The 23693-nt window shown below is 61.9% G+C and carries 19 protein-coding genes; 16 read left to right on the plus strand and 3 right to left on the minus strand.

The genetic code is table 11. From position 1 onward, the window contains the following. Positions 1-55 precede the first annotated feature (55 nt). Positions 56-1063 (plus strand): 5'-nucleotidase, encoded by a 1008-nt coding sequence (locus F8A90_RS05035; RefSeq protein WP_200019257.1) that lies wholly within the window; start codon positions 56-58, stop codon positions 1061-1063. An 11-nt stretch (positions 1064-1074) separates the two neighbouring features. On the opposite strand, the gene F8A90_RS05040 is transcribed toward F8A90_RS05035, so the two are convergent. Further along, complete coding sequence (locus F8A90_RS05040) at positions 1075-1965, minus strand: LysR family transcriptional regulator (protein WP_200019258.1); 891 nt, start codon at positions 1963-1965, stop codon at positions 1075-1077. A 323-nt stretch (positions 1966-2288) separates the two neighbouring features. Here F8A90_RS05040 and leuC point away from each other — a divergent pair, with 323 nt between their 5' ends. The 15 genes from leuC (at position 2289) to F8A90_RS05115 (ending at position 20944) form a co-directional block, all read left to right on the plus strand. Then, positions 2289-3740, plus strand: coding sequence for a 3-isopropylmalate dehydratase large subunit (leuC, locus tag F8A90_RS05045; RefSeq protein WP_200019259.1), 1452 nt, complete (start codon positions 2289-2291; stop codon positions 3738-3740). 11 nt (positions 3741-3751) lie between these two features. Then, a complete protein-coding gene (leuD, locus tag F8A90_RS05050) occupies positions 3752-4405 on the plus strand; it encodes a 3-isopropylmalate dehydratase small subunit (protein WP_166019372.1) in 654 nt (217 codons plus the stop codon). Between the two features lie 142 nt (positions 4406-4547). Next, positions 4548-5630: a 3-isopropylmalate dehydrogenase gene (leuB, locus tag F8A90_RS05055; RefSeq protein WP_200019260.1), complete on the plus strand. Its 1083-nt coding sequence runs from the start codon at positions 4548-4550 to the stop codon at positions 5628-5630. 218 nt (positions 5631-5848) lie between these two features. Beyond that, positions 5849-6970, plus strand: coding sequence for an aspartate-semialdehyde dehydrogenase (asd, locus tag F8A90_RS05060; RefSeq protein ID WP_200019261.1), 1122 nt, complete (start codon positions 5849-5851; stop codon positions 6968-6970). Between the two features lie 456 nt (positions 6971-7426). Beyond that, on the plus strand, positions 7427-10282 hold the full coding sequence (locus F8A90_RS05065) for a type IV pilus assembly protein FimV (RefSeq protein ID WP_200019262.1): 2856 nt from the start codon (positions 7427-7429) through the stop codon (positions 10280-10282). Then, complete coding sequence (gene truA / locus F8A90_RS05070; RefSeq protein WP_200019263.1) at positions 10282-11403, plus strand: tRNA pseudouridine(38-40) synthase TruA; 1122 nt, start codon at positions 10282-10284, stop codon at positions 11401-11403. Before F8A90_RS05065 ends, truA begins: the two co-directional genes overlap by 1 nt. A gap of 22 nt (positions 11404-11425) precedes the next feature. Beyond that, on the plus strand, positions 11426-12058 hold the full coding sequence (locus F8A90_RS05075; RefSeq protein ID WP_200019886.1) for a phosphoribosylanthranilate isomerase: 633 nt from the start codon (positions 11426-11428) through the stop codon (positions 12056-12058). 303 nt (positions 12059-12361) lie between these two features. Then, a complete protein-coding gene (accD, locus tag F8A90_RS05080) occupies positions 12362-13381 on the plus strand; it encodes an acetyl-CoA carboxylase, carboxyltransferase subunit beta (protein ID WP_166019376.1) in 1020 nt (339 codons plus the stop codon). Further along, positions 13374-14876 carry a bifunctional folylpolyglutamate synthase/dihydrofolate synthase gene (locus F8A90_RS05085; protein ID WP_200019264.1) on the plus strand — a complete coding sequence of 501 codons (1503 nt, stop codon included), beginning with the start codon at positions 13374-13376 and terminating at the stop codon, positions 14874-14876. The genes accD and F8A90_RS05085 overlap by 8 nt, the downstream gene beginning before the upstream one ends. Before the next feature lie 49 nt (positions 14877-14925). Then, positions 14926-15627, plus strand: a complete 702-nt coding sequence (locus F8A90_RS05090) for an SPOR domain-containing protein (protein ID WP_200019265.1) — start codon at positions 14926-14928, stop codon at positions 15625-15627. Continuing rightward, positions 15624-16352 (plus strand): CvpA family protein, encoded by a 729-nt coding sequence (locus tag F8A90_RS05095; protein ID WP_200019266.1) that lies wholly within the window; start codon positions 15624-15626, stop codon positions 16350-16352. The genes F8A90_RS05090 and F8A90_RS05095 overlap by 4 nt, the downstream gene beginning before the upstream one ends. A gap of 243 nt (positions 16353-16595) precedes the next feature. Continuing rightward, complete coding sequence (gene purF, locus F8A90_RS05100; RefSeq protein ID WP_166019380.1) at positions 16596-18110, plus strand: amidophosphoribosyltransferase; 1515 nt, start codon at positions 16596-16598, stop codon at positions 18108-18110. Positions 18111-18344: 234 nt separating this feature from the next. Beyond that, positions 18345-19559, plus strand: coding sequence for an O-succinylhomoserine sulfhydrylase (locus F8A90_RS05105; RefSeq protein WP_166019381.1), 1215 nt, complete (start codon positions 18345-18347; stop codon positions 19557-19559). Between the two features lie 177 nt (positions 19560-19736). Next, the gene (locus tag F8A90_RS05110) at positions 19737-20279 is read left to right on the plus strand and encodes a cytochrome b (RefSeq protein WP_200019267.1); all 543 of its coding nucleotides are present in this window, start codon (positions 19737-19739) and stop codon (positions 20277-20279) included. 65 nt (positions 20280-20344) lie between these two features. After that, a complete protein-coding gene (locus F8A90_RS05115) occupies positions 20345-20944 on the plus strand; it encodes a YceI family protein (protein ID WP_043336921.1) in 600 nt (199 codons plus the stop codon). Between the two features lie 180 nt (positions 20945-21124). Here the strand turns inward: F8A90_RS05115 and F8A90_RS05120 are convergent, their stop codons facing one another. Both F8A90_RS05120 and F8A90_RS05125 read right to left on the minus strand, forming a co-directional pair. Beyond that, the gene (locus F8A90_RS05120; RefSeq protein ID WP_200019268.1) at positions 21125-21742 is read right to left on the minus strand and encodes a LysE family translocator; all 618 of its coding nucleotides are present in this window, start codon (positions 21740-21742) and stop codon (positions 21125-21127) included. Positions 21743-22362: 620 nt separating this feature from the next. Beyond that, a complete protein-coding gene (locus F8A90_RS05125) occupies positions 22363-23229 on the minus strand; it encodes a 2OG-Fe dioxygenase family protein (RefSeq protein ID WP_200019269.1) in 867 nt (288 codons plus the stop codon). Positions 23230-23693 lie beyond the last annotated feature (464 nt).

Below are 23693 nucleotides of genomic sequence, written 5' to 3' on the forward strand. Positions count from 1 at the left end.
AGCCAGCCCATTACGGGCTGGTTTTTTAATAAGAATCTAAGCTTAGGGTTTTATAATGCCGATAGATTTAACTGAAACTCTAGTTGTTGGCGTGTCTGCAACTGCTCTATTTGATATGTCGGAGTCAGATAAGGTTTTTAAACACCAACTGGCAACCAATCCAGATGCTGCCATTGATGAATATAGAAAGCATATGCTTGAGAAGGAGAATGAGCCATTAGATGATGGTACTGGGATGCCCTTAATACGTGCTCTTTTAGGCTTAAATGATAACAAAACTATCAAGGGCGATGGGCCATTAGTGGAAGTGGTGGTTATATCGCGCAATAGTCCAGAAACTGGCTTTAGAGTGTTAAAAGAAATTAGAAGAAAAGGACTGCCAATTACGAGGTCAGCATTTATAGCTGGAGAAGATAGCTCTAATTATTTGGATGCCTTTTATGTAGACCTGTTTTTGACAACCAATGAAACTGATGCGCAAAAAGTAACGGATAGCAAAGTCTGTGCTGCAGCATTGGTCAAAGCTCCCCCTTCTAATAGCCAAATGATAGTTGATGGTCAAGTGCGGTTTGCGTTCGATGCTGATGCAGTGATATTTAGCGAGCATAGCGAAATTATTAATCAACAAGAAAATTTAGCTGAGTTTTGGTCCAATGAAGATCTCAACAAGGATGTGCCCTTGCAAGATGGACCTTATGCAAGTCTGCTCAGGAAAATATCTAAAGTAAAAAGTAGACTACCTGGCCAGGTAGAGTATTCTCCTGTCAAGGTTGCTGTTGTGACTGCTAGGAATGCACCTGCAGAAATCCGTGTTATCAACACCCTTAGATTATGGGGTATTTATGTTGATCAAGCCTTTTTTCTTGGTGGGCTAGATAAAAGTAGATTTCTAAGAGCCTTCAATCCACACATATTTTTTGATGATCAAGATTCACATCTAGAATCAGCATCAGCTTGGATACCCAGTGCTAAAGTGCTTTATCCTAGTGGCTCGCCCTTAGTCGAGATCTTGGCTACTAAGTGTTTAGAGAAAGCCAAGGAAAAAACCTTAGATGACGAGTGATTGGGAAGCTTTCAAACTGCTCTCGATGCCGCATCTCTTGCGCCTTCCAGCAGTTCGATCATCGCGCTAGCGGCGTTCGAGAGGGTGCGGTTGTTGTGATAGAGATAGCCGAGCTGGCGTTCGATGGGGCGGTGGTCGATGGGCAGGATCTCGATCTCGTCGTCGATCATGCTTTCCGGCAGTACGCTCCAGCCCAGGCCGATGGCGACCATCATCTTGAGGGTCTCGAGGTAGTTGGTGGACATCGAGACTTCCACCGAGAGGCCGTCACGCGCGAAGGTGTCGATGACGATGCCACGCGTAAAGGTCAGGTGGCCCGGCAGCACGGCGTCGTGCTGTGAAAGGGCGGCCAGCGGCAACGCTTTGTGACCTGCCAGCGGGTGATCACGTCCGCAGACGAAGCGCATCTCGTCCAGCCACACCGGCACCACCGTCAGATTGGGATCGCGATGCGGTGCCAGAGTGACGACGGCTAGCTCCAGTTCCCCATCCAATACGCCCTGATAGGCCTGTTCCGAATCCAGGAAGCGCATGTCCATGCGTACCTCGGGGTGGGCCATGGTGAAGGCCTTGAGCAGCGGCGGCAGCCGGTGCAGGCCCACGTGATGGCTGGTGGCCATCGTCAGACTGCCTTTTACCTCGCCGGAAAGATTGCGCAGCGCACGCCGGGTGTCATCGTGCATCACCAGAATGGCACGGGCCCGCGGCAGCAGGATATTGCCGGCCTCCGTCAGGGTGACGCGCCGCCCGATGCGATCAAACAGCCGCGCGCCGTGGAGCTGTTCCAGCTGCGCGATGCGCTTGGAAACCGCGGGCTGCGTGAGGTGCAGCTGCTCAGCGGCAAGCGAGAAGGAAGCGGTTTCGGCGACGGCAACGAAGGCCTGCAGAGAGGGAGTGTCCATGTGAGGCAGCTATCCTGTCATGAGGGCGTTCAGAAGAATGATCTTCCGTGCGATCAGGGGGAATGTCGGCTGAGGCAATGGTATTCCTTTTTGGAATCCAAAGCATGAAAAACATGAATTGCTTTTATTCATCGTCGCCGAGTACTCTTGATGGCACAGGACGCGGCGGCGATGTTGGAGCCTGAAAGCAAGTGGTCACTATCCACGGGCTCGCACGACCGCCCCGCCATCAACACTGGACGACACACCCTCATCAAGGGGCCGATACGAGCCCCGAGGCAGCAAGCGCGCTCTTACCGTAAGGCGCCACGAGGAGACACGACATGGCCAGCCAGACCCTTTATGACAAGTTGTGGGACCAGCACCTGGTCAAGCAACGTGAAGACGGTACTGCACTCATCTACATCGACCGTCACCTGCTGCACGAAGTGACGTCGCCGCAGGCCTTCGAAGGGCTGCGTCTGGCCGGTCGCAAGCCGTGGCGTCTGGATGCCAACCTGGCAACGCCGGACCACAACGTGCCGACCTCTCTCAAGGAGCGCGCTGCCGGTATCGCGGGGATCGAGGACGAGACTTCACGCATCCAGGTGCAGACCCTCGACGACAACTGCAACAGCTTCAACATCGAGCAGTTCACCATCAATGATGCGCGTCAGGGCATCGTGCACGTGGTCGGGCCGGAGCAGGGCGCGACCCTGCCGGGCATGACCGTGGTGTGTGGCGATTCCCACACCGCGACCCACGGTGCCTTCGCGGCACTGGCGCACGGTATCGGCACCTCCGAGGTCGAGCACGTGCTCGCCACCCAGTGTCTGATCCAGCGCAAGATGAAGAACATGCTGGTGCGCGTCGATGGTCGTCTCGGCACTGGCGTGACCGCCAAGGATGTCGTGCTCGCCATCATCGGTGAGATCGGCACTGCCGGTGGTACCGGCTATGCCATCGAATTCGGCGGCTCCGCCATCCAGGACATCTCCATGGAAGGCCGCATGACCATCTGCAACATGGCGATCGAAGCCGGTGCGCGGGTCGGTCTGGTCGGTGTCGATGACATCACCATCGACTACCTCTACGAGCGTCCGTACGCACCGAACGCTCAGCAATGGGAAGCTGCCGTCGCTGACTGGCGCAACCTCGTCTCCGATGCCGATGCCGAATTCGACAAGGTCGTGGTGCTCAAGGCGGAAGACATCGCCCCGCAGGTCACCTGGGGCACCAGCCCGGAGCAGGTCACCAGCGTCAATGGCGTAGTGCCGGACCCGGCAGCCGCCAGCGATGACACCGAAGCGCGTGGCATCACCCGTGCGCTCGAGTACATGGGCCTCAGCGCTCAGCAGAAGATCACCGACATCAAGCTGGACCGCGTGTTCATCGGTTCCTGCACCAACTCACGTATCGAGGATTTGCGTGAAGCGGCGCGCGTGGCCGAAGGCCGCACGGTCGCCAAGAGCCTCAAGCAGGCGATGGTGGTGCCGGGCTCTGGCCTGGTGAAGGCGCAGGCAGAAGCGGAAGGGCTGCACGAGATCTTCCTCGCGGCGGGCTTTGAATGGCGCGAGCCGGGCTGCTCCATGTGTCTGGCGATGAACGCCGACAAGCTGGGCGCCGGTGAGCATTGTGCTTCCACCTCCAACCGCAACTTCGAAGGCCGTCAGGGCTTCGGTGGGCGTACGCACCTCGTCAGCCCGGCCATGGCCGCCGCTGCCGCGATTGCGGGTCACTTCGTTGATGTTCGTGACTTTGCCCCCATTCCTACTTCCGATACCCACGCAGCCTGAGGAGGCCCGACATGGAAAAGTTCATTCGCCAGCAGGGCCTCGTGGCACCGCTCGATCGCGCCAACGTCGATACTGACTTGATCATCCCGAAGCAGTTTCTGAAGTCGATCAAGCGTACCGGTTTCGGCCCGAACCTCTTCGATGAGCTGCGTTATCTCGATGAGGGCTATATCGGACAGGACATCAGCAAGCGTCCGCTGAATCCGGATTTCGTGCTCAATCAGCCGCGTTACTCAGGCGCAAGCGTGCTGCTGGCACGTCGCAACTTCGGCTGTGGTTCCTCTCGGGAACACGCGCCCTGGGCCCTGACCGACTTCGGTTTCCGCGTGGTCATCGCGCCGAGCTTCGCCGATATCTTCTACAACAACTCGTTCAAGAACGGCCTGTTGTTGATCACCCTCGACGAGGACACGGTGGACCGTCTGTTCAAGGAAGCCGAAGCGGTGGAAGGGTATCGTCTGGATATCGATCTCGAGGCACAGGCCGTCATCACGCCGTCCGGCGAGTCGATTCCCTTCGAGGTGGACAGCTTCCGCAAGCATTGCCTGATGGAAGGCCTGGATGACATCGGTCTGACCCTCAAGGATCAGGACGCCATCGACAGCTTCGAGAAACGCCACCGCACCGAGCGTCCGTGGCTGTTCCGCGATGGCAAGACGGCCTGATCTGTCCAGCATCGCGTCAGTCAGCACCGAAGTCGCAACACATTCGTCATGGCTCGCCGTCCAGAGTGGCAGCGAGCCCAGTCTCAGCACCGGCGGTGAACCGTCGGTCTTGCCGGAAGCTCTCCGGCCCAAGGAGTTCCAGATGAGCCGCAATATCCTGATTCTGCCCGGTGATGGCATTGGCCCGGAAATCACTGCCGAAGCCGTGAAGATCCTTGAAGCCGCCCGCAGCGAAGGTCTGGACATCACGCTGAGCGAAGGCAAGGTCGGTGGTGCAGGGTATGACGCGGCGGGCCATCCGCTGCCCGCGGAAACGCTGGACGCCGCCAAGGCGGCAGACGCCATCCTGCTCGGCGCGGTCGGTGGCCCGCAGTGGGACAAGCTCGAGGACATCTCGCTGCGTCCGGAGCGTGGCCTGCTGGGCCTGCGCAAGGAGCTTGAACTCTTCGCCAACCTGCGCCCGGCAATTCTCTACCCGCAGCTGGCCGAGGCCTCTAGCCTCAAGCCGGAAGTGGTATCCGGTCTGGACATCATGATCGTGCGTGAGCTGACCGGTGGCATCTACTTCGGCCAGCCGCGTGGCATCGAGACGCGCGACGGACAGCAGGTCGGCTACAACACCTACGTCTACTCCGAGTCCGAGATCGAGCGTATCGGCCGCACCGCCTTCGAGATGGCGCAGAAGCGCAACAAGAAGCTGTGCAGCGTCGACAAGGCCAACGTGCTGGAAGTCACCATGCTGTGGCGTGACGTGATGGAACGCATCTCCGCCGACTACCCGGAAGTCGAGCTGTCGCACATGTACGTCGACAACGCGGCCATGCAGCTGGTGCGCGCACCGAAGCAGTTCGATGTGGTCGTCACCGGCAACATGTTCGGCGACATCCTCTCTGATGAAGCGGCAATGCTGACCGGTTCCATCGGCATGCTGCCGTCCGCCTCGCTCAACGCGGGTGGTCAGGGCATGTATGAGCCGTGCCACGGTAGCGCGCCGGACATCGCGGGTCAGGGCATCGCCAACCCGCTGGCCACCATCCTGTCGGTGGCGATGATGCTGCGTTACTCGCTGAATGAAGCGGCGTGGGCCGAGCGCATCGAGAAGGCGGTCGGCGTGGTGCTGGATGAAGGGCTGCGCACTGCCGACATCGCCTACGCCGGGACCCGCAAGGTCTCCACCTCCGAGATGGGCGATGCCGTGCTGGCCGCCTTCAAGGCGCAGGCGTAAGGCTATACCCGCGTGAACGCCGAAAGTGAGCGGTGTTCACGCGATGATCATGGGGGAGCCCGGCGTGCGTCGCCGGGTTCTCATGTCAGGACCTGCGGCTGGAGCGTTGGGCAAGGCTCGCCTCGTGTGAGTTGCCTGTGCTCGCTGCGGGTCATTCCTGTGTCGGGAGCGGTGGTGTCTTCCAGGCTCCCGGCCGTGCATGAACAAGGAGAACAAGCATGTTGAAAGTCGGATTTGTCGGTTGGCGTGGCATGGTCGGTTCCGTGCTGATGCAACGCATGCGTGATGACAACGATTTCGCCGGTATCGAGCCGGTATTCTTCTCCACCTCCCAGGTCGGCCAGGCCGGCCCGGATGTGGGCACGCCGGTGCCGGCGCTCAAGGATGCCAACGACATCAATGAGCTGAAGGCGCTGGACGTCATCGTCACCTGTCAGGGCGGCGACTACACCAAGCAGGTATTTGGCCCGCTGCGCGAAGCCGGCTGGAAGGGCGACTGGATCGATGCGGCCTCCACCCTGCGCATGGACAAGGACGCCGTGCTGGTGCTGGACCCGGTCAACCGTCACGTGATCGATCAGAAGATCGGCGCCGGTGCCAACACCTTCGTCGGCGGCAACTGCACCGTCAGCCTGATGCTGATGGGCCTGGGCGGCCTGTTCGAGGCCGGCATGGTCGAGTGGATGACCTCCATGAGCTACCAGGCGGCGTCCGGCAGCGGTGCGCGCCACATGCGTGAGCTGCTGACCCAGATGGGCCAGCTCAATGGCAGCGTGGCCTCCGAGCTTGCGGACCCGGCCAGCGCCATCCTCGACATCGACCGCAAGGTGACCGCCACCATGCGCGGCGATGACTTCGCGACCCAGCAGTTCGGTGCGCCGCTGGCCGGCTCGCTGCTGCCGTGGATCGATTCCGCGATGGAATCCGGTCAGACCCGCGAGGAGTGGAAGGCCGGTGTCGAGGCCAACAAGATTCTCGACAGCCAGGGCAACCCGATCATGATCGATGGGCTGTGCGTGCGTATCGGTGCGATGCGCTCCCACTCCCAGGCCTTCACCGTCAAGCTCAAGCAGGACGTGCCGCTGGACGAGATCGAAGACCGCCTGGCCAAGCACAACGACTGGGTCAAGGTCGTCGCCAATACCAAGGAAGACAGCCTCAACCATCTGACGCCGGCCGCTGCTACCGGCACCCTGACCGTGCCGGTCGGCCGTCTGCGCAAGCTGGCGATGGGTGGCGAATACCTGTCCGCCTTCAGTGTCGGTGACCAGCTGCTGTGGGGGGCCGCGGAGCCGCTCAAGCGCATGCTGACCATCCTGCGTGAACATCGCGCGGCCTGATCGTAGTGTGTAGCGGGAGGATGTCGGGTTCGTAGCGAGCCTGACTCGAAAGCGCCCTCGGCTCTCTGGAGCCGAGGGCGCTTCTCTTTTGCACGTTACGAATTGGAAGGTCGGTGATTTCAGGTAAGAGGTAAGTCACGAACGTCACGCCGAGTACCAGATATCTCAGTCTTTCCTGCGCATTTTTTGCGATTTTGACTGGCGCTTTTGATGCATGATGGCAGGGAGGTGTTTTTTACGGGTATCGTAAAGGGGCTATCGCTGAGCTGGTCACTCGCGATATGACGCCTCTGCGGCCTTTATCGATCGTGGGCCGTCACTCTATCGTTGAAACTTTTTCCACTTTGCCAATGGCTTCCCGCACTTTTGGGACGGACTCTCTGGTATCTTGTGTAAGTATACGTAACATAATGCGCAGGCCGGGCAATGATTCGGCCGCATACGAAGGGACACTCAATGGGACGCAAGCTTCCTCTCGCACTGGCGGTGTCGTTCGCCGTCTGCAGTGCTCAGGCCTTGGCAGTCGGCATGGAATCGCCGCGGTTGCGCTCGAATCTGAATCAGCCACTGGACGCGCGCATCGGCCTCACGGATACCTCGGGCCTCGATGCCAGCCTCATCAAGGCCGGCGTTGCCGATTCTGCCGCCTTTACGCGAGCAGGCGTTGATCGCAGCTATGTCAGCGATGACATCAAGGTTGCCGTCAAGCAGCAGGGTGGGCGCTACTACCTCCAGCTATCCACCAATGGCGCGGTACGTGAGCCCTATGTGGACTTGCTGCTGGATGTCGAATGGCCCAATGGCAAGCTGCAGCGTCAGGTGACCCTGTTGTTCGATCCGGCGGGCTATTCGAGTCAGCCGTCATTGGTGACACCTGCCGGAGCGCGCTCGCGCCCGCTGGCCACCAATGATTCCTCGCCGACGCGTTCCGTGGTGTTCCGCGACAATGCCCAGCCCAGCCAGATTTCCTCACGCAGTGCGTCATCCAGCACGCCGCCGTCCAGCATCAAGGTGCGCAACGGTGACTCGCTGTGGACGATCGCGCGTCGCGTGCGTCCGGATGCCAGTGTCAGCATCCGTCAGGCGATGCTGGCGATCCAGGAAGCCAACCCCAGCGCCTTCCCGGGCGGCAACATCAACAAGCTGCGTGCGGGAGTGGTACTGAGCGTGCCGGACCGCAGCACCATGTTGGGACGTTCGCGTACCGAGGCCGACAAGGAAGTGCGTCAGCAGTATCAGCAATGGGTCGCGGGCGCGCAGGGCAAGACCGTGCCGGCCCCGGCCAGCAAGAAAACCGCCGCGACCAGCACGTCGAATGAGCCTTCTTCCAGTGCTGCGCCCGCGGCCACGCCCGCGCCGAGCGGGCCCGCCAGCGCGGGCGCCGATGGCAAGCCGCGTCTGACGCTGCTGGATGAAGACGGCAGCAAGCCCAAGGCGGCGGCAGCCAGTGGCCAGATCTCGGCGGGTAGCCAGCAGGCGATCGATGAACTGTCCGATCGCCTCGAGTCGCTGGAAGATCAGCTGCTGACCAATCAGCAGCGCCTCGATCAGCTGGAGCAGGAACGTGATGATCTGCGCAGCGAAGTGGCCTCTCTGCGCAATGAAGTCGGCGAGCTGCGAGCGTCTCTTGCAGAGCGTACCGAGCAGCTCGAGACGGCCAAGGTGCTGCTCGCCAAACAGAATCGCCTGCTCGTCAACAGCGGCATCTCGCCGTTGGCGTTGCCGGAAAGCCTGATCGCCGCCGGGGTGGACCTCGGTCAGCCGCGCGACGGCGAGGGCAACCTGGTGTTGCCCAAGCAGCCGTGGCCCCAGGCGACCTGGCAGTGGGTGCAGGACAACCTGGCCATCGTCGGCGGGGCTGCCGGGGCATTGCTGCTTCTGTTGCTGCTGTTGCTGCGTCGCCGCTCCGGTTCCGGTGGCGATGAGAACATGAGCTTTGCCGATGCGGTCCGCGGCAATGAAGAGCCCGACCGGGATAAGCCACGCGTCTTCCCGGATACCTTTGCAGCCTCGACTGCCGCAGCTGCCGCGGGTCACAAGTCATCTGCGTCTGAAGATGCCAATGTGGCGGCGCGCCGGGGGTCCGGCAGTCTCGAGCCGCTCTCCCAGCCGGAAGCGGCTGCGATCAGTGAGGCGGACATCTTCATCGCCTACGGCCGCTTTGATCAGGCCCAGGCCCTGCTGGAGGCCGGTCTGGTGGAGGACCCCGCACGCCAGGACCTGCGTCTCAAGCTGATGGGAGTCCATGGCGAGCTTGGCAATGCCGAAGCCCTGCATCATGAAGGCGAGCAGGTGCTGGCAGCCGGCAATGAGGAAGAGCGTTTCGAGGCTCAGGCGCTGCTGGATCGTTATAGCGTCTCAAGCAGTGCCCTGCGTGCTGTCGCCGGCGGTGGCGCGAGTCAGGTAGGGCGCAAGGTTTCCTATCTGTCGGGAGTGGCAAGCCAGCAGACGGCAGCGCCTCGCGCTCCGCTTGAAGGCCGCGACAGGACAGATGATTCGGCTCACGGCATGGCTGATGCGTCTGCCAGGGGGACTGATGCCTCCCTTGATGCCCCGGAAGATACCGGCGCGCTGTCTGACAGCGAACCGCATGCCGGTGACAGCGTAAGCGAACCGCTGGTCGAGCACGCTCCCGATCAAGGCGTCGCGTTCGAATCGGGTCTCAAGGGCGAGGACCTCGAGAAGACACCCGTGCGTGAGAGCCACTTCAACAGCGACAACGTGATCGATTACCAGGCGCCGGAATTGACGCTGGGCGATGCTGGTCACGCTGATGGCGAGAAGAGCACTGATAGCGTGACATCCAAGGCCGCGGATAGCGCGCTCAAGGGCGAGTCCGTCGAGTTCACCTCGCTGCGTGAAGAGCTGTATGACAGTGCCGCGATCGAGAGCGGTGTCGCGAGTGAGAAGAAAGGCGCCGCAAGTGAGAGCAACGCAGCGAGCCAGAAGCCCTATGAGGCGTCCAGCAAGCCGTCAGCCGCAGTCGATGGCATGGACGAGTTGCCATCACTGGATAGCATGACGCTGGAAGAGGTGGACGTGCCGCGGCGTGATATCTCGGAATTCGAGGTCGAGGAAGTGGCGTTCGAGTCTGGGGATCAGGATAATGCCTATCCCTCTGTCGAGTCGGCAGGGTTTGGGGCTGGCGCCCAGGATACCAAGGCCTTCCAACAGCTCGAGGAAGCCCGTCAGTTGTTGGTGGATGGCGATGATGATCAGGCGGCAGCGCTGCTTGAGCCGCTCGCTACCGCCAGCGATGACATGGTCCGTGAAGAGGCGCTGGCGTTGATGGAGCGCTTTGGTCTGACCTGATGCCCTTTTTTACACCGTTGGATGATAACGAGAAACGCCCGGGGCGCATTGCTCTGGGCGTTGAATATGATGGCACCCGCTATTGTGGCTGGCAGCGTCTGAGCCACGCCCCCTCCGTGCAGGAAGCGCTCGAGAAGGCCTTATCCAAGGTCGCCTCCACGCCGATTACCGTGCATTGCAGTGGCCGCACCGATTCCGGTGTGCATGCCGTGCGTCAGGTCGTGCATTTCGACACCCCCGTGGGCCGCAGTCGCAAGGCCTGGCGCATGGGCGGTAACGTCAACCTCCCCCCCGATATCGGGATTCATTGGGCCGTGCCGGTGCCCGATGATTTCCATGCGCGTTTCAGCGCCATCGCCCGTCGCTATCGCTACATGATCATCAACCAGCCGTTTCGGCCGGTGATGGAGCGCAACAATGTCACCTGGTGTCGCGAGCCGCTCAACGTCGCCGACATGCAGGCCGCGGCGGCGCACCTGGTGGGAGAGCTGGATTTCTCGGCGTTCCGCGCGGCAGGCTGTCAGTCGCGTTCGCCGCGCCGCCACGTGCACTTCATCGAAGCCAGTCGCCATGGCCATATGGTCATGATCGATATCCAGGCCAACGCCTTCCTGCATCATATGGTGCGCAATATCGCGGGCACCCTGATGGCCATCGGGCGTGGTGAGAAGCCTGTCAAGTGGGTCGTCGAGCTGATGCGCGGGGGAGACCGCACACGCTCGAGCGCGACGGCAGCGGCGACAGGGCTTCACTTCGTCGATGTCATCTATCCGCCGCGCTATGCGCTACCCAAGGAACCCCTGGGGCCTGGTCTGGTCGCACATCTTGGCGAGTGGACGGGCGAGCGTCCGTTGCCAGACTGCCCGATGGTGCGCTCACGCATGGCACGTGCCGAGGCCGAGGGTGCCGAAGAGGCGCGCGCGGCGGGCAAGCTCAGTGAGCAGGAAGCCATCCGGCTGGGCAACGTGGCCCGTGAAGCCGAGCGCCTCAGTCGCGAGCATGAACAAGCGATTCCTGCGGCAGGCGTCCCTGCGTCAGGCGATCCTGCGGCAGGCGGCCCTGCGGCAGGCGCCGAGGATGACACGCTGACGGCTGCCACCCAGAATGAATCCTCACGTTGAACGGAGTGATCCCATGACCGAGATGAGCGCTCGTGCGAGCCAGCGTACCCGGATCAAGATCTGTGGCTTGACGCGTGAGCAGGATATCCGCGATGCCGTGGCGGCAGGTGCTGATGCGCTGGGCTTCGTGCTGTGGCCGGGCAGCAAGCGTGCGGTCGATGTGGCGCGATTGGCTGAGCTTGCCGCGTGCGTGCCGGCCTTCGTGACACGGGTCGGCCTGTTCGTGGATGCCAGCGCCGAAGAGATTGCCGCAGCGGCGCCACATCTCGATCTGCTCCAGTTGCATGGCAATGAGACGCCGGCACAGTGCCGGGCGGCAGGGCGGCCCTATATCAAGGCGTTGCGAATGCGTGACGGGATCGATGTCGCCGCAGAGGCGGCGCGCTACCACGACGCGCGCGGCTTGCTGCTGGATGCCTATCGCCCTGGCGTGCCCGGTGGCACCGGCGAGACCTTCGATTGGTCGCGCATCCCGGCTGATCTGTCGCTGCCGGTCATTCTCGCCGGTGGTCTCGAGTCAGGCAATGTCGCCGCGGCGGTGACGCAGGTCGCCCCTTACGCGGTCGATGTCTCCGGCGGTGTGGAAGCCGCGCCTGGCGAGAAGAGCGCCGAGCGCATGCAGGCATTCTGTCAGGCAGTCCGCCATCGGCGCTGATTTGCCGGCAAGCGTTGCGACCCTTGCGCTGCTTTCGTCATCAGCCGCGAGGGTCGCAACGCTCAATTGGCATCTCGCACTACCCGCAAGGGGGGCGAAGCCGCTACAATGACCCCCAGAATTCGGAAAAGTGGCCGTACGACCAATGGGTTGCACGGTCTTTTCCATTGGCACTGCCCTGTGATGGTAGCTGCCCGCCATATTGCCGGGGCGTGAGCGCCCTGGAATATGTGCCAACTCGCATGGCCGCCGACAGTCGTCGAGCGGTGCCCAGAACAGCAGCAAAACGGAAGCCTCCCCACCATGAGCTGGCTTGACAAGATTGTGCCGTCAATGAGCCGTATCCAACGCAAGGATCGGCGTACCTCCATTCCTGACGGCCTGTGGCGTAAATGCCCCAAGTGCGAAGCAGTCCTGTACCTTCCGGAGCTGACCAAGCACGACAACGTCTGCCCGAAGTGTGACCACCACCTGCGTCTCACTGCGCGTGCACGTCTGTCCTGGTTCCTCGACAGTGAAGGCCGCGAGGAAATCGCGGCGGATCTCGAGCCGGTCGATCGCCTCAAGTTCCGCGACTCCAAGAAGTACAAGGATCGCCTGAGTGCTGCCCAGAAGCAGACCTCAGAGAAGGATGCGCTGGTCGCCATGCGCGGTGCTCTCTCCGGTCAGCCGGTCGTGGCCGTGGCCTTCGAGTTCAGCTTCATGGGCGGCTCCATGGGCGCCATCGTCGGTGAGAAGTTCGTGCGTGCAGCAGAACTTGCGCTGGCCGAGAACATCCCGCTGGTCTGCTTCGCCGCCTCCGGTGGTGCTCGCATGCAGGAAGCCTTGTTCTCCCTGATGCAGATGGCCAAGACCTCCGCGGCGCTCGAAAAACTCAAGCAGGCTGGCGTGCCGTACATCAGTGTGCTGACCGACCCGGTCTTCGGTGGCGTTTCCGCGTCGCTGGCGATGCTGGGTGACCTGAATGTCGCCGAGCCGAACGCCCTGATCGGCTTTGCCGGTCCGCGTGTCATCGAGCAGACCGTGCGTGAGAAGCTGCCGGAAGGCTTCCAGCGCTCCGAGTTCCTGCTCGAGCATGGCGCCGTCGACATGATCATCCACCGCCGCGAGATGCGTGAGCGCCTGTCCAGCATCCTGCTCAAGCTGCAGGGCATGCCGGTCAGCGCCGCCAACCTGCCGGTCGCGGATGCGGTCGTCGAGGAAGAATCCGTCGAGGCGGATGCGACTGTCGAAGCACCGGCCGAGCCGCGTTCCGCCGTGGACAGCGTGCTCGACGAGACCTTCACCAGCGAGAAGCCGCAAGGCGAACGTCGCGATGGCTGAGCAGGGCTCCGCCCCGGCAAGCTGCAGCACCGATGAGGTGCTGCAGCCTTCCTCACTCCCTCCGCTGGATGCCGCTTCGTGGCAGCTTTCCCCTCTGCATGATGCCGTGCCGCGTGGCCTCTCGCTGGATGAGTGGCTGACGCGTCTCGAGCATCAGCACCCCGTCAGTATCGATATGGGCCTCGCCCGAGTGCTGTGCGTGGCCAGGCGTCTCGGTCTGGTCGGGGCGGGCGCGCGTCGGCTCGGTGGCCGCATCATTACCGTGGCGGGCACCAACGGCAAGGGCTCGACGGTTGCCATGCTCGAGGCGCTGGGGCGTGCCCACGGGCTGAGTACCGCCACCTATACCTCTCCGCACCTGCTGCATTACAACGAGCGTCTGAGCTTCAATGGTCAAGACGTCAGTGATGCGGCACTGGTCACGGCCTTCGAGCAGGTCGATTCCGCGCGCCACTCCGGGCTGTCAGCCAGTGGTGAGGCGGTGGATGACGAGGGCGTGATCAGCCTGACCTACTTCGAGGCCGGCACGCTGGCCGGGCTATGGCTGATCGCTCAGCAGCAACCGCAGCTCGCGATTCTGGAAGTCGGCCTGGGCGGGCGTCTGGACGCCGTCAACATCATCGATTGTGATGTCGCGATGATCATCACGGTCGCGCAGGACCATGCCGCGTTTCTTGGCACCGACCTGGAGAACATCGGCTTCGAGAAGGCCGGTATTCTGCGCGCCGGCAAACCGGCCGTGTTCGGCTCGGATGTGCTGCCCGCCAGTTGCGCGGCGCATGCTCGCTCGCTGGGCGTCACACCGCAGGTGCTGTGGCAGGACTTTCGCTGGCAGGCCGCGGCTGAATTTGTAAATGGCAGTGTGGATGGCAGCACGGACCATTCGGCTACCTCGCAATGGCAATGGCAGCGCCTGTCGGTACCGGCGCTGACGTTCGATGCGCTGCCAGACCCGGGCTTGCCGCGGGACAATGCGGCCAGTGCGCTCAATGCTCTGGTCGAGGCCGGTATCGAGCTCAACGCCGAATGCGTGCAGCAGGCCATGGCGAGCGTCAAGCTCAAGGGGCGCATGCAGTGGCTGAGTCGTCACGGGCGTGACTGGTGTCTGGATGTCGGCCATAACCCGCATGCCGCGAGTTATCTGGCAAGCCGTCTTGCCGCTCATGACCTGCGTTGCGCGCGGGATCCTGCCACCCGGCCGCGGCGAGCGTTGCTTGCCATGCTGGGCGACAAGGACGCCGCTGGCGTGATTCAGGCGCTGGCACCGGTGGTGGATGGCTTCGTCGTCGCCACCTTGGATGGCGAACGTAGCCGCCAGGCCAGTGAGCTTGCCTCCGTGGTCCGCCACTGTGGTGGTGCGGTGCTGGCGGAGTGCGAGACGGTCACCGCTGCAGCCGAATGGTTGGCACGCGAGACGAGCGCTGGAGAAGTATTGGTCTGTGGTTCCTTCTTCACGGTCGGTGAAGCATTGATGTGGCTCGACGCACAGGCCTGATGCAGGCCGGCGGCGGGTCCTGGATTTCGGGGGCAAGGGAGATGTCACAATGAAATATGGCAAGCGCGAGCGAATCAGTGGTGCGGTCATCCTGCTGGCGTTGGGGGTGATCTTCATCCCGATGCTCTTCGATGAGCCGCCGGCCCGTGATGAGCGCCCGAGTCCGGTGATGACGCTTGGCAAGCCGGTGGATATCGATCGCTCCAACGTCGATGAGCCGCAGCCGCCCAGCGAGCTGAAGATTGGCACGGATGTGCCGATCACCTTCGTCGACAGCAGTGGCAAGGTGCGTGACAGTGCCCCGGGCGGCAGTGGTTCCGAGTCCCAACGCCGTATCGCCGAGGCCGAGCAGTTGTCGCCGACCCGCTCTGTGGCCAGCAGTGAGTCGCAGTCAAAGCCTGAACCGGCGCCGGAACCGGAACCCACTCCCAAGCCGGCTCCCAAGGCTGAACCCAAGCCCGCGCCCAAGCCTGAGCCGAAGCCTGCCGCGGCTTCAAATGCGCCGTCATCTTCCGCCGGTGGCTGGGCCGTGCAGGTCGGCAGCTTCGGTGACCCGGCCAACGCCGAGCGTCTCCAGAAGGAGCTGCAAGGCAAGGGGTTCGCGGCATACCGTATTCCGCGTGGCAGCAAGTTGACCGTGGTCTTCGTCGGCCCGTACAAGTCCTCCGAGATCGGTGAGTCCGCGCGCTCGCGCCTGCAGCAGCAGGTCAATATCAAGGGCCTGCTGGTACGACGCAAGGAGGGTGAGTGAACGATCTGGTCTGGATCGATTGGTTATGTCTGGGCCTGATCGGTATCTCGGTACTGCTGGGGCTGATGCGGGGTCTGCTCAGCGAGGCCCTGGGCCTGGCGGGCTGGCTGGTGGCACTGGTCGCGGCACGCCAGTTCGGCGCCGAGGTGGGAGGCCTGCTTGAGGAGATGATCGTCTCGCCGGGCATTCGTACCGCGGTCGGCTTCGTGCTGGTGGTGATCGCGAGCGTACTGATCTGGGGGCTGATGTTGCGCCTGCTGGAGCGCTTAATTCATGCGGTCGGCATGGGCGGCTTCAATCGCTTGCTCGGCGGTGTGTTCGGTGCCTTGCGCGCGGCGGTCATACTGGTGCTGATTACCGCCGTGGTGGGGCTGACCCCCCTGCGTGACAGCGCCGACTGGCAGGCCGCCCAGTTGCGGCCGACGCTTGAGCAGCTGCGCGACTGGTCGTTGGCTCGCTATCGTGAGTGGGATACGGGCGGTGACTGGGGGCAGAGCGTGTCGTTGCCGGATTCCACCGGCGGCACCCGGCTCAAGCAGCAGGCCAGCGGTCTGATCGACAGCGCCCAGCGAGAAGGGCGTGCGTTGAGCGATAGCCTCAGCCAGCAGGCGCTGCAGTCTTTCACGCGCCAGGATGCCACGCAGGACCAGCCCTCGCTGGAGGCGTTGCTCAGAGGTAGCACCGCTGGCGAGGCCGCAAGCCGCAATGCGGGTGATGAGCAGTGACAGGCAGGATTTTCAGCGCCGGGCATCATGGCCCGGCGTTGTCGTTTTCGGAATTCGGCACGCGTTGCTGAAGCCTCATGCGGGGCAGTCGAAGGGGTTGACCCATCGGTCAGGTGTTGCCTGCATGGGGGGCAGGCCTGACAATTGCGCCGTGTGAGCACTCATATTGCCATATGGACGGGCGCCGGCAGTCGCCAGCGTGCGCTTCCCTATCCAAGTGTGTATTAGTGAGGTAATGACGGGATGTGCGGGATTGTAGGTTTGATGGCCAACGCCTCGGTCAACCAGGCGCTGTATGACGCGCTGACCGTATTGCAGCACCGCGGGCAGGATGCCGCGGGCATGATGACCTGGCACGAAGGTCGTTTCCTGCTGCGCAAGAGCAATGGTCTGGTGCGTGATGTCTTCCGCACTCGTCACATGCAGCGTCTCAAGGGCAACATGGGCATCGGCCATGTTCGCTACCCGACCGCCGGTTCCTCCAGCGAGGCGGAATCACAGCCGTTCTATGTCAACTCGCCTTACGGCATCACGCTGGCGCACAACGGCAACCTGACCAACTCCGACCAGCTCAAGCAGGAGTTGTTCTCCTCTGATCTGCGTCACATCAACACCAGCTCCGATTCCGAGGTGCTGCTCAACGTCTTCGCTCACGAGCTGGGCAAGCAGGGCATGCGTCTGGGCGCCGGTGATGTGTTCGATGCCGTGCGTCGTGTGCATCGTCGTTGCAAGGGCGGCTACGCGGCGGTCTCGATCATCAACGGCACTGGCCTGGTCGCTTTCCGCGATCCGCACGGCATCCGTCCGGCGTGTTTCGGCAAGCGTGACTCCGCCGAAGGCGTCGAGTACATGATCGCCTCCGAGTCCGTGGCGCTCGACGTCGCCGGCTTCGAGCTGATCCGTGACCTGGCTCCGGGTGAAGCGGTATTCATCGACATGGATCGTGAGCTGCACACCCTGCAGTGCGCGGATGATCCGGTCCTCAAGCCGTGCATCTTCGAACACGTCTACCTGGCGCGCCCGGATTCCCTGCTCGATGGAGCCTACGTCTACGGCACCCGCATGCGCATGGGCGAGAAGCTGGCCGACAAGATCGTGCGTGAATGGCCGGAGCAGGACATCGATGTCGTGATTCCTATCCCCGATACCTCGCGTACCTCCGCCCTCGAGCTGGCCCAGCATCTGGGAGTGACTTACCGCGAAGGCTTCATGAAGAACCGCTATATCGGCCGTACCTTCATCATGCCGGGTCAGACACTGCGCAAGAAGTCCGTGCGTCAGAAGCTCAACGCCATCGATATCGAGTTTGCCGGCAAGAACGTGCTGTTGGTGGATGATTCCATCGTGCGCGGCACCACCTGCAACGAGATCATCCAGATGGCGCGCGAAGCGGGCGCCAAGAACGTCTACTTCGCCTCGGCAGCCCCGGCGGTTCGCTACCCCAACGTCTACGGCATCGACATGCCGGCGGCGGAAGAGCTGATCGCCCATGGCCGTACCGAGAAGGAGATCGCGGACCTGATCGGTGCTGACCGTCTGTTCTATCAGGACCTCGATGACCTGAAGGACGCCTGTCGTGAAGTCAATCCGGCGCTGGATGAGTTCGATTGCTCCGTGTTCGACGGTGTCTACGTGACCGGCGATATCGACGAAGCCTATCTGAACGACCTGCGTGCCTCGCGCAATGATGGCGCCAAGAGCGCTGGCGAGACCCACGCGGTGGTGGATCTGCACAACGATTCGGAAGATATCGACTGATCCGGCTGCCTGTCATCCTCGGCAGGCAATCACGCGATGAGCGAACCGCAACGGGCTCCGGAGAAATCCGGGGCCCGTTGCGCGTTCAAAACCGGTAACATTGGCGCATCGCTTTTCCTTCTTCTTGCTGTCGACGCGACCCGAAATGCTGAAGACGCGACATGTCACAGCGGCGCGTGACGCTGGATCGTGATCACAGGGCAGTAGATTCCATCAGTAGAGGTACTGGACACCATGCACGACGACAATCTTTCCCGCGCCGGTCTTTCCCGCGATGAGCTGGGTCTCGAGACGCTCGCCATCCGTGCCGGTCACCTGCGCGGTGCCGAGCAGGAACACGGCGAGCCCATCTACACCACCTCAAGCTTCGTCTATGGCAGCGCCGCTGAGGCCGCGGCCAAGTTCGGGGGCGATGAAGCCGGCAACATCTACTCGCGGTTCACCAATCCGACGGTGCGCTTCTTCGAGGAGCGCCTGGCGGCGATGGAAGGCGGTGAGCGTTGCGTGGCGACCAGTTCCGGCATGGCCGCGATCATGTCCACCGTGCTGGCATTGCTGGAATCCGGTGATGAAATCGTCGCATCGCGTTCCATCTTCGGCTCGAGTGTCAGCCTGTTCACCAAGTACTTCGGCAAGCTGGGCATCACCACGCGCTTCGTCGAACTGAAGGATCTGGACGCCTGGCGCGAGGCGATCACGCCGGCCACCAAACTGTTGTTTGCCGAGACGCCATCCAACCCGCTGTCCGAGCTTGGCGATATCCAGGCATTGGCGGCGCTGGCCCATGAGAACGACGCCTGGCTTGCCATCGACAACTGCTTCTGTACGCCGGCCCTGCAGCGCCCGCTGACTCTGGGCGCCGATATCGTCATCCACTCCGCCACCAAGTATCTCGATGGTCAGGGCCGGACGCTGGGTGGTGCCGTGGTCGGAAGCTCCTCGTTGATGGAGGAGGTCTATGGCGTGGTGCGGACCTGCGGGCCGTGCCTGAGCCCCTTCAACGCCTGGGTCTTCCTCAAGGGCCTGGAGACGCTGAACATTCGCATGGAAGCCCACTGCGCACGCGCGCTGACACTGGCACATTGGCTGGAGGCGCACCCGGCCATCGAGCGGGTGCATTACTCCGGACTTGAGAGTCATCCGCAGCATGAGTTGGCCAAGGCCCAGCAGAAGGCCTTCGGTGCAGTGCTGGGAGTGGTGGTCAAGGGCGGCCGCGAGGCGGCCTGGTCGGTGGTCGATGCGACGCGCATCCTGTCGATCACCGGCAACCTGGGTGACGTGAAGACCACCATCACGCACCCGGCCACCACGACTCACGGTCGCCTCAGCGATGACCAGAAAGCGGCCGCCGGCATCGAAGAGGGCCTGCTGCGTATTGCCGTCGGTCTGGAAGATCTCGACGACATCAAGCGTGATCTGGCGCGCGGGCTTGATCGTCTCGCGAGCTGAGCCCCGTAACGCCTGCTGTGCATGCCAACGCCCGGTTCTGCCGGGCGTTGGTGTCTCTGGACAATTTCCCCCGGTGTTGCCCGCAAGGGTTGGCGTCCGTCCGGGCACTGGTTAAGCTCTTGCTCAAAGAACCTGCCAGCTCGAGGGGCAGGTGGAGACTGTCATCAGGAGCACTTCATGTGGCGTAATTCTCGACGGGGCTGGGGCTGGCCTGTCATCGTGATGCATTGGCTGTCGGCGCTGGCCATCGTCGGGCTCTTCGCGCTGGGCTGGTGGATGACGTCGCTTGGCTATTACGATGCCTGGTACCAGCTCGGTCCGTGGTGGCATCGCTCGGTCGGGGTGATATTGATGGTGCTGACGCTGGTGCGGCTCGCCTGGCGCTGGAGCCAGACGACCCCGCAGGCTCACGGCACGCGCAATGAGCAGCGCGCGGCGCTGATCGGGCATGTACTGCTCTACGTGCTGATGCTGGTGGTGATGATCTCGGGTTACCTCATTTCCACCGCTGACGGGCGTGGCATCAAGGTATTCGATCTCTTCGAAGTGCCGGCAGTGATCTCGGGGCTGAAGGATCAGGCATCGCGGGCAGGTGAGGTGCATTGGTATGCTGCCTGTGTGCTGATCATCCTGTCGCTGGGGCATGCGGCGGCAGCATTCAAGCATCACCTGCTGGATGGGCAGGACACGTTGCGGCGCATGATTCGGCCGCTGCGCTGACGAAAAGGAAGGCGTTGGGTACGCTCGAACGCCAGATGTGACGAAACCTCTCAAGGAGCACCAACATGAACAAGACATCCTTCCTCGGCAAGTCACTGGTGGCAGGTCTCATGGCGGCGTCGTTGCCGCTGATGGCGGGTCAGGCACAGGCCTCCGATTACACGATCGATACCGATGGCCAGCACGCCTTCATCCAGTTCAAGATCAGCCATCTGGGCTATTCCTACGTGCTGGGGCAGTTCAAGGAGTTCAGCGGTGATTTCTCCTATGACCAGGGCAAGCCGGAAGATGCGAAGGTGTCGGTAGAGGTCGATGTCGATAGCCTGGACAGCGCCCACGCCGAACGCGACAAGCACATCAAGTCGGCCGACTTCCTGGATGTCTCCCAATATCCGACGGCGACCTTCACCTCGACCGGCTTCGAATCTACTGGCGATGGTTCCGGCAAGCTGAAGGGTGACTTGACGCTGCACGGCCAGACGCAGCCCGTGACCCTGGATGTGGATCATATCGGTGGCGGTGAAGACCCGTGGGGCGGCTACCGTCAGGGCTTTGAAGGCACTACCACGCTGAAGCTTGCCGACTATGGTATCGATACATCCAAGCTTGGTCCGAATGCGGCCACCGTCGATCTGTACCTGGTCATCGAAGGCATCCGCCAGTAAGGACGGCAAGCGCAGGCAACTGATGCTGACTTGAGCTGTCAGTGTGCTCTGACGCCGTGGACTGACTGCAAGCGCTGTGCAATCACACCACATGCTTCTCGACACAAACGCCCCTGCCAATCGGCAGGGGCGTTTTCGTTTGTGCAAGGCGCTCGTGTCACATGAAGCGTCGTTCAGGCGTCAGCCGCGCAATGCCAGATAGCCACCCGCCCCGATCATCAGACCGCCGGCGCTGCGATTGAGGCGTCTGACCGCCTTCGCCGAACGCAGATAGCGGCGGACACGGCCAGCGAGATAGCCCACCGGCACCACGCCCAGCAGCAATGCGCTCAGGTTGAGTACGGCGGCGATCACGATATCGCTACCGGTCAGCTGGGTGATATCCATGAAGGTGGGCAGGAAGGCGATATAGAACAGGATGACCTTGGGGTTGGAGGCCGAGATGAGAAAGCCCTGCAAAAACCCTTTCCACCAGTTGCCGCGTAGCCTGGGGACATCAGCTTCCTCCAGCGTCGGTGAGCTCGTCCATAACTTGTAGCCGAGATAGAGCAGGTAGGCGGCACCCAGGATACGGATGACCACGAAGACCTCGCCCCAATGCGTGGCCAGGGCCGACAGGCCAAACACCGCCGCCAGCATGTAACAGACATCACTGAGGCTCATGCCCACGGCCATCGGCACGCAGGCATTGCCCCCCTGGCTCATGCCACGCGCCAGCAGCGCCAGGATGCCAGGCCCGGGGGTGATGCCAAACAGGAAGATGGCGATGAAGAAGGTCAGCCCGCTTTCAAAGGTCATGAGAGGTCCCTGATGCATAGAGGGAAGGACAGCGCCGCCGCAGCGACGATGCAAACAAATGCGGCTCGACGACAGGCGAGCGCGCCGAGAGTGCCAAGCGCACGACACCAGAGTAATGCAAAGCGCGGCAGCGGGGGAGAGCAGAGCAAGAGGAGAGAGTGAAGGAGGAGAAAGCGAGAACAAGGAAAGAGTGAAGAGTGGAGAAAGAAGAGGAGAGAAGAATCATGTAACAAGGCAGTAGCATGATTCAGGACAAGCGCGAAGCGGGCGCTCTATGGCATATAGAAGCGCCAGCCGGTTGCCCGACTGGCGCTGGGTGCTGCATATGCACGTTTTCGTCGGCGCGCATCTTGTGACAGTGCGTCACCTGATGACAGGTTCTCCTTCTTCTTCCCTGCATCTGACGCCATGAGGCTCAGGTACTTGGGTACCCATGCACTTTGATACTGAGATGTTCAGGTGCACATGCGCTTGGGCGCTCAGGCGCTCAGGCGCTGAGAGCAGGGTTTCACGTATCGGGGGGCATCGGCATCTTGGCTTCTGCGCGGCGGGGCTTCAGATGAGACGACGCCGCAAGCTGCGATGCGTCTCGCTGTGATGGCTCGCGAGCAATCCGTTGCTCACTCGCAGTCGTTGAGGACGGCGTCCGGGAAATGACGACGCAGCATGCGGTTCTGGAACTCGTCGATGAACGAGCAGTTGATGATGATGATGAAGCGCTCGAAGTGCTCGCCGGCGTTCTCCTGGGTGATGGAGCTGACACTGTGGAACAACTGGTCATCGTGGATATGCAGGACCTCGCCCGGTGCCAGCTCCGTGGTGGTCAGCAGCTCCTTGCCTGCCTTGTCCTGATAGAGAGTGTTGATGGCGCCGCTGACATTCTCGCGGTTGAGCACCAGGATGCTCAGGTACTTGCAGCCATCGGCGTGGATGCCCTGACCCTGGAGAGGATCGATGGTGCCATCACCGCGCACGCCGGTGATCTGCATCAGGATCGGTTCACGCGGGCCGATACCCCACATGTCGGCCCAGGCCTTCACGAAGGCGCGTACATCCTCGCGCTCGGTGAAGCTTTCTTCCAGCGGTGCGTAATAGCGCAGACGGTCAGCCATGCTGGCGGCGTCATTGAACTTGCCGCCCTGTGCCATCGGACATTCCCCCAGCGTCTCGACTTCATGCTGGTCGTTCAGGTGCAGCCAGGACATGCGCTTCCAGCGGGTGTTGACGTAGGGGTCGCGCGGCAGGTCCTTCAGGAAGCCCTGCCAGGCCTTGAGGTCGATCTGGGAAGTGATGGAAGCCTTGCTCCAATGCTGGCGCGCCAGATCCTCGTGGACTGCCTCCGGCCAGTACTGAGAGGCAAGCGGCAGGCGCAAGGGGGTGGTGTCCGTCTTGGGGGTCGGGTAGTGCTCCACCAGGCCGCCCTGTTCCAGGGTGATCTTGCGGGAAGAGTCGGCCAGTTGACGTACGCCACGATTTGCGATGTTCATATGAAATTCCTCGACGTTTTGTGCGCTTGGGCGCAGATGGAAGGTGTTGCGTTGGCAACGTCGAGGAGAATGGGAAGGTGCGCACGAGATAGTCAAACCCGTACCATGGCGGTAACACGCTAATCTCGCGCAAGTATCATCAATATGGGTACATCGCCAATATCGAGGTATGAGTAATCTAATCGACTGGTATTATGTAAGTCATTGGCGCTATTCTTCGCGCTTTGCAGACGAGCAGCGCGACGCAGGTTCAGGCCGTCTGGCACTGCATGAAGCGTTGAGGAGAGTCATCGAGAGGTGCTGCAAGACGCTGGGTTTACGCGCAGCAGACCCTTAGACTTTTCCCATGACGACAAGAACTCGTTCTGCGTGTGAGAGAACTCGTTCGAAGTGACATTCCGTCACGAGTGGATCTGCCCCGCCGAAGTCCGGCGAACAGGCGAAGGACGGCAGCGGAGGTATCC

This window comes from Cobetia sp. cqz5-12 (assembly GCF_016495405.1).
In the GTDB taxonomy this organism is placed as follows: Bacteria; Pseudomonadota; Gammaproteobacteria; order Pseudomonadales; family Halomonadaceae; genus Cobetia.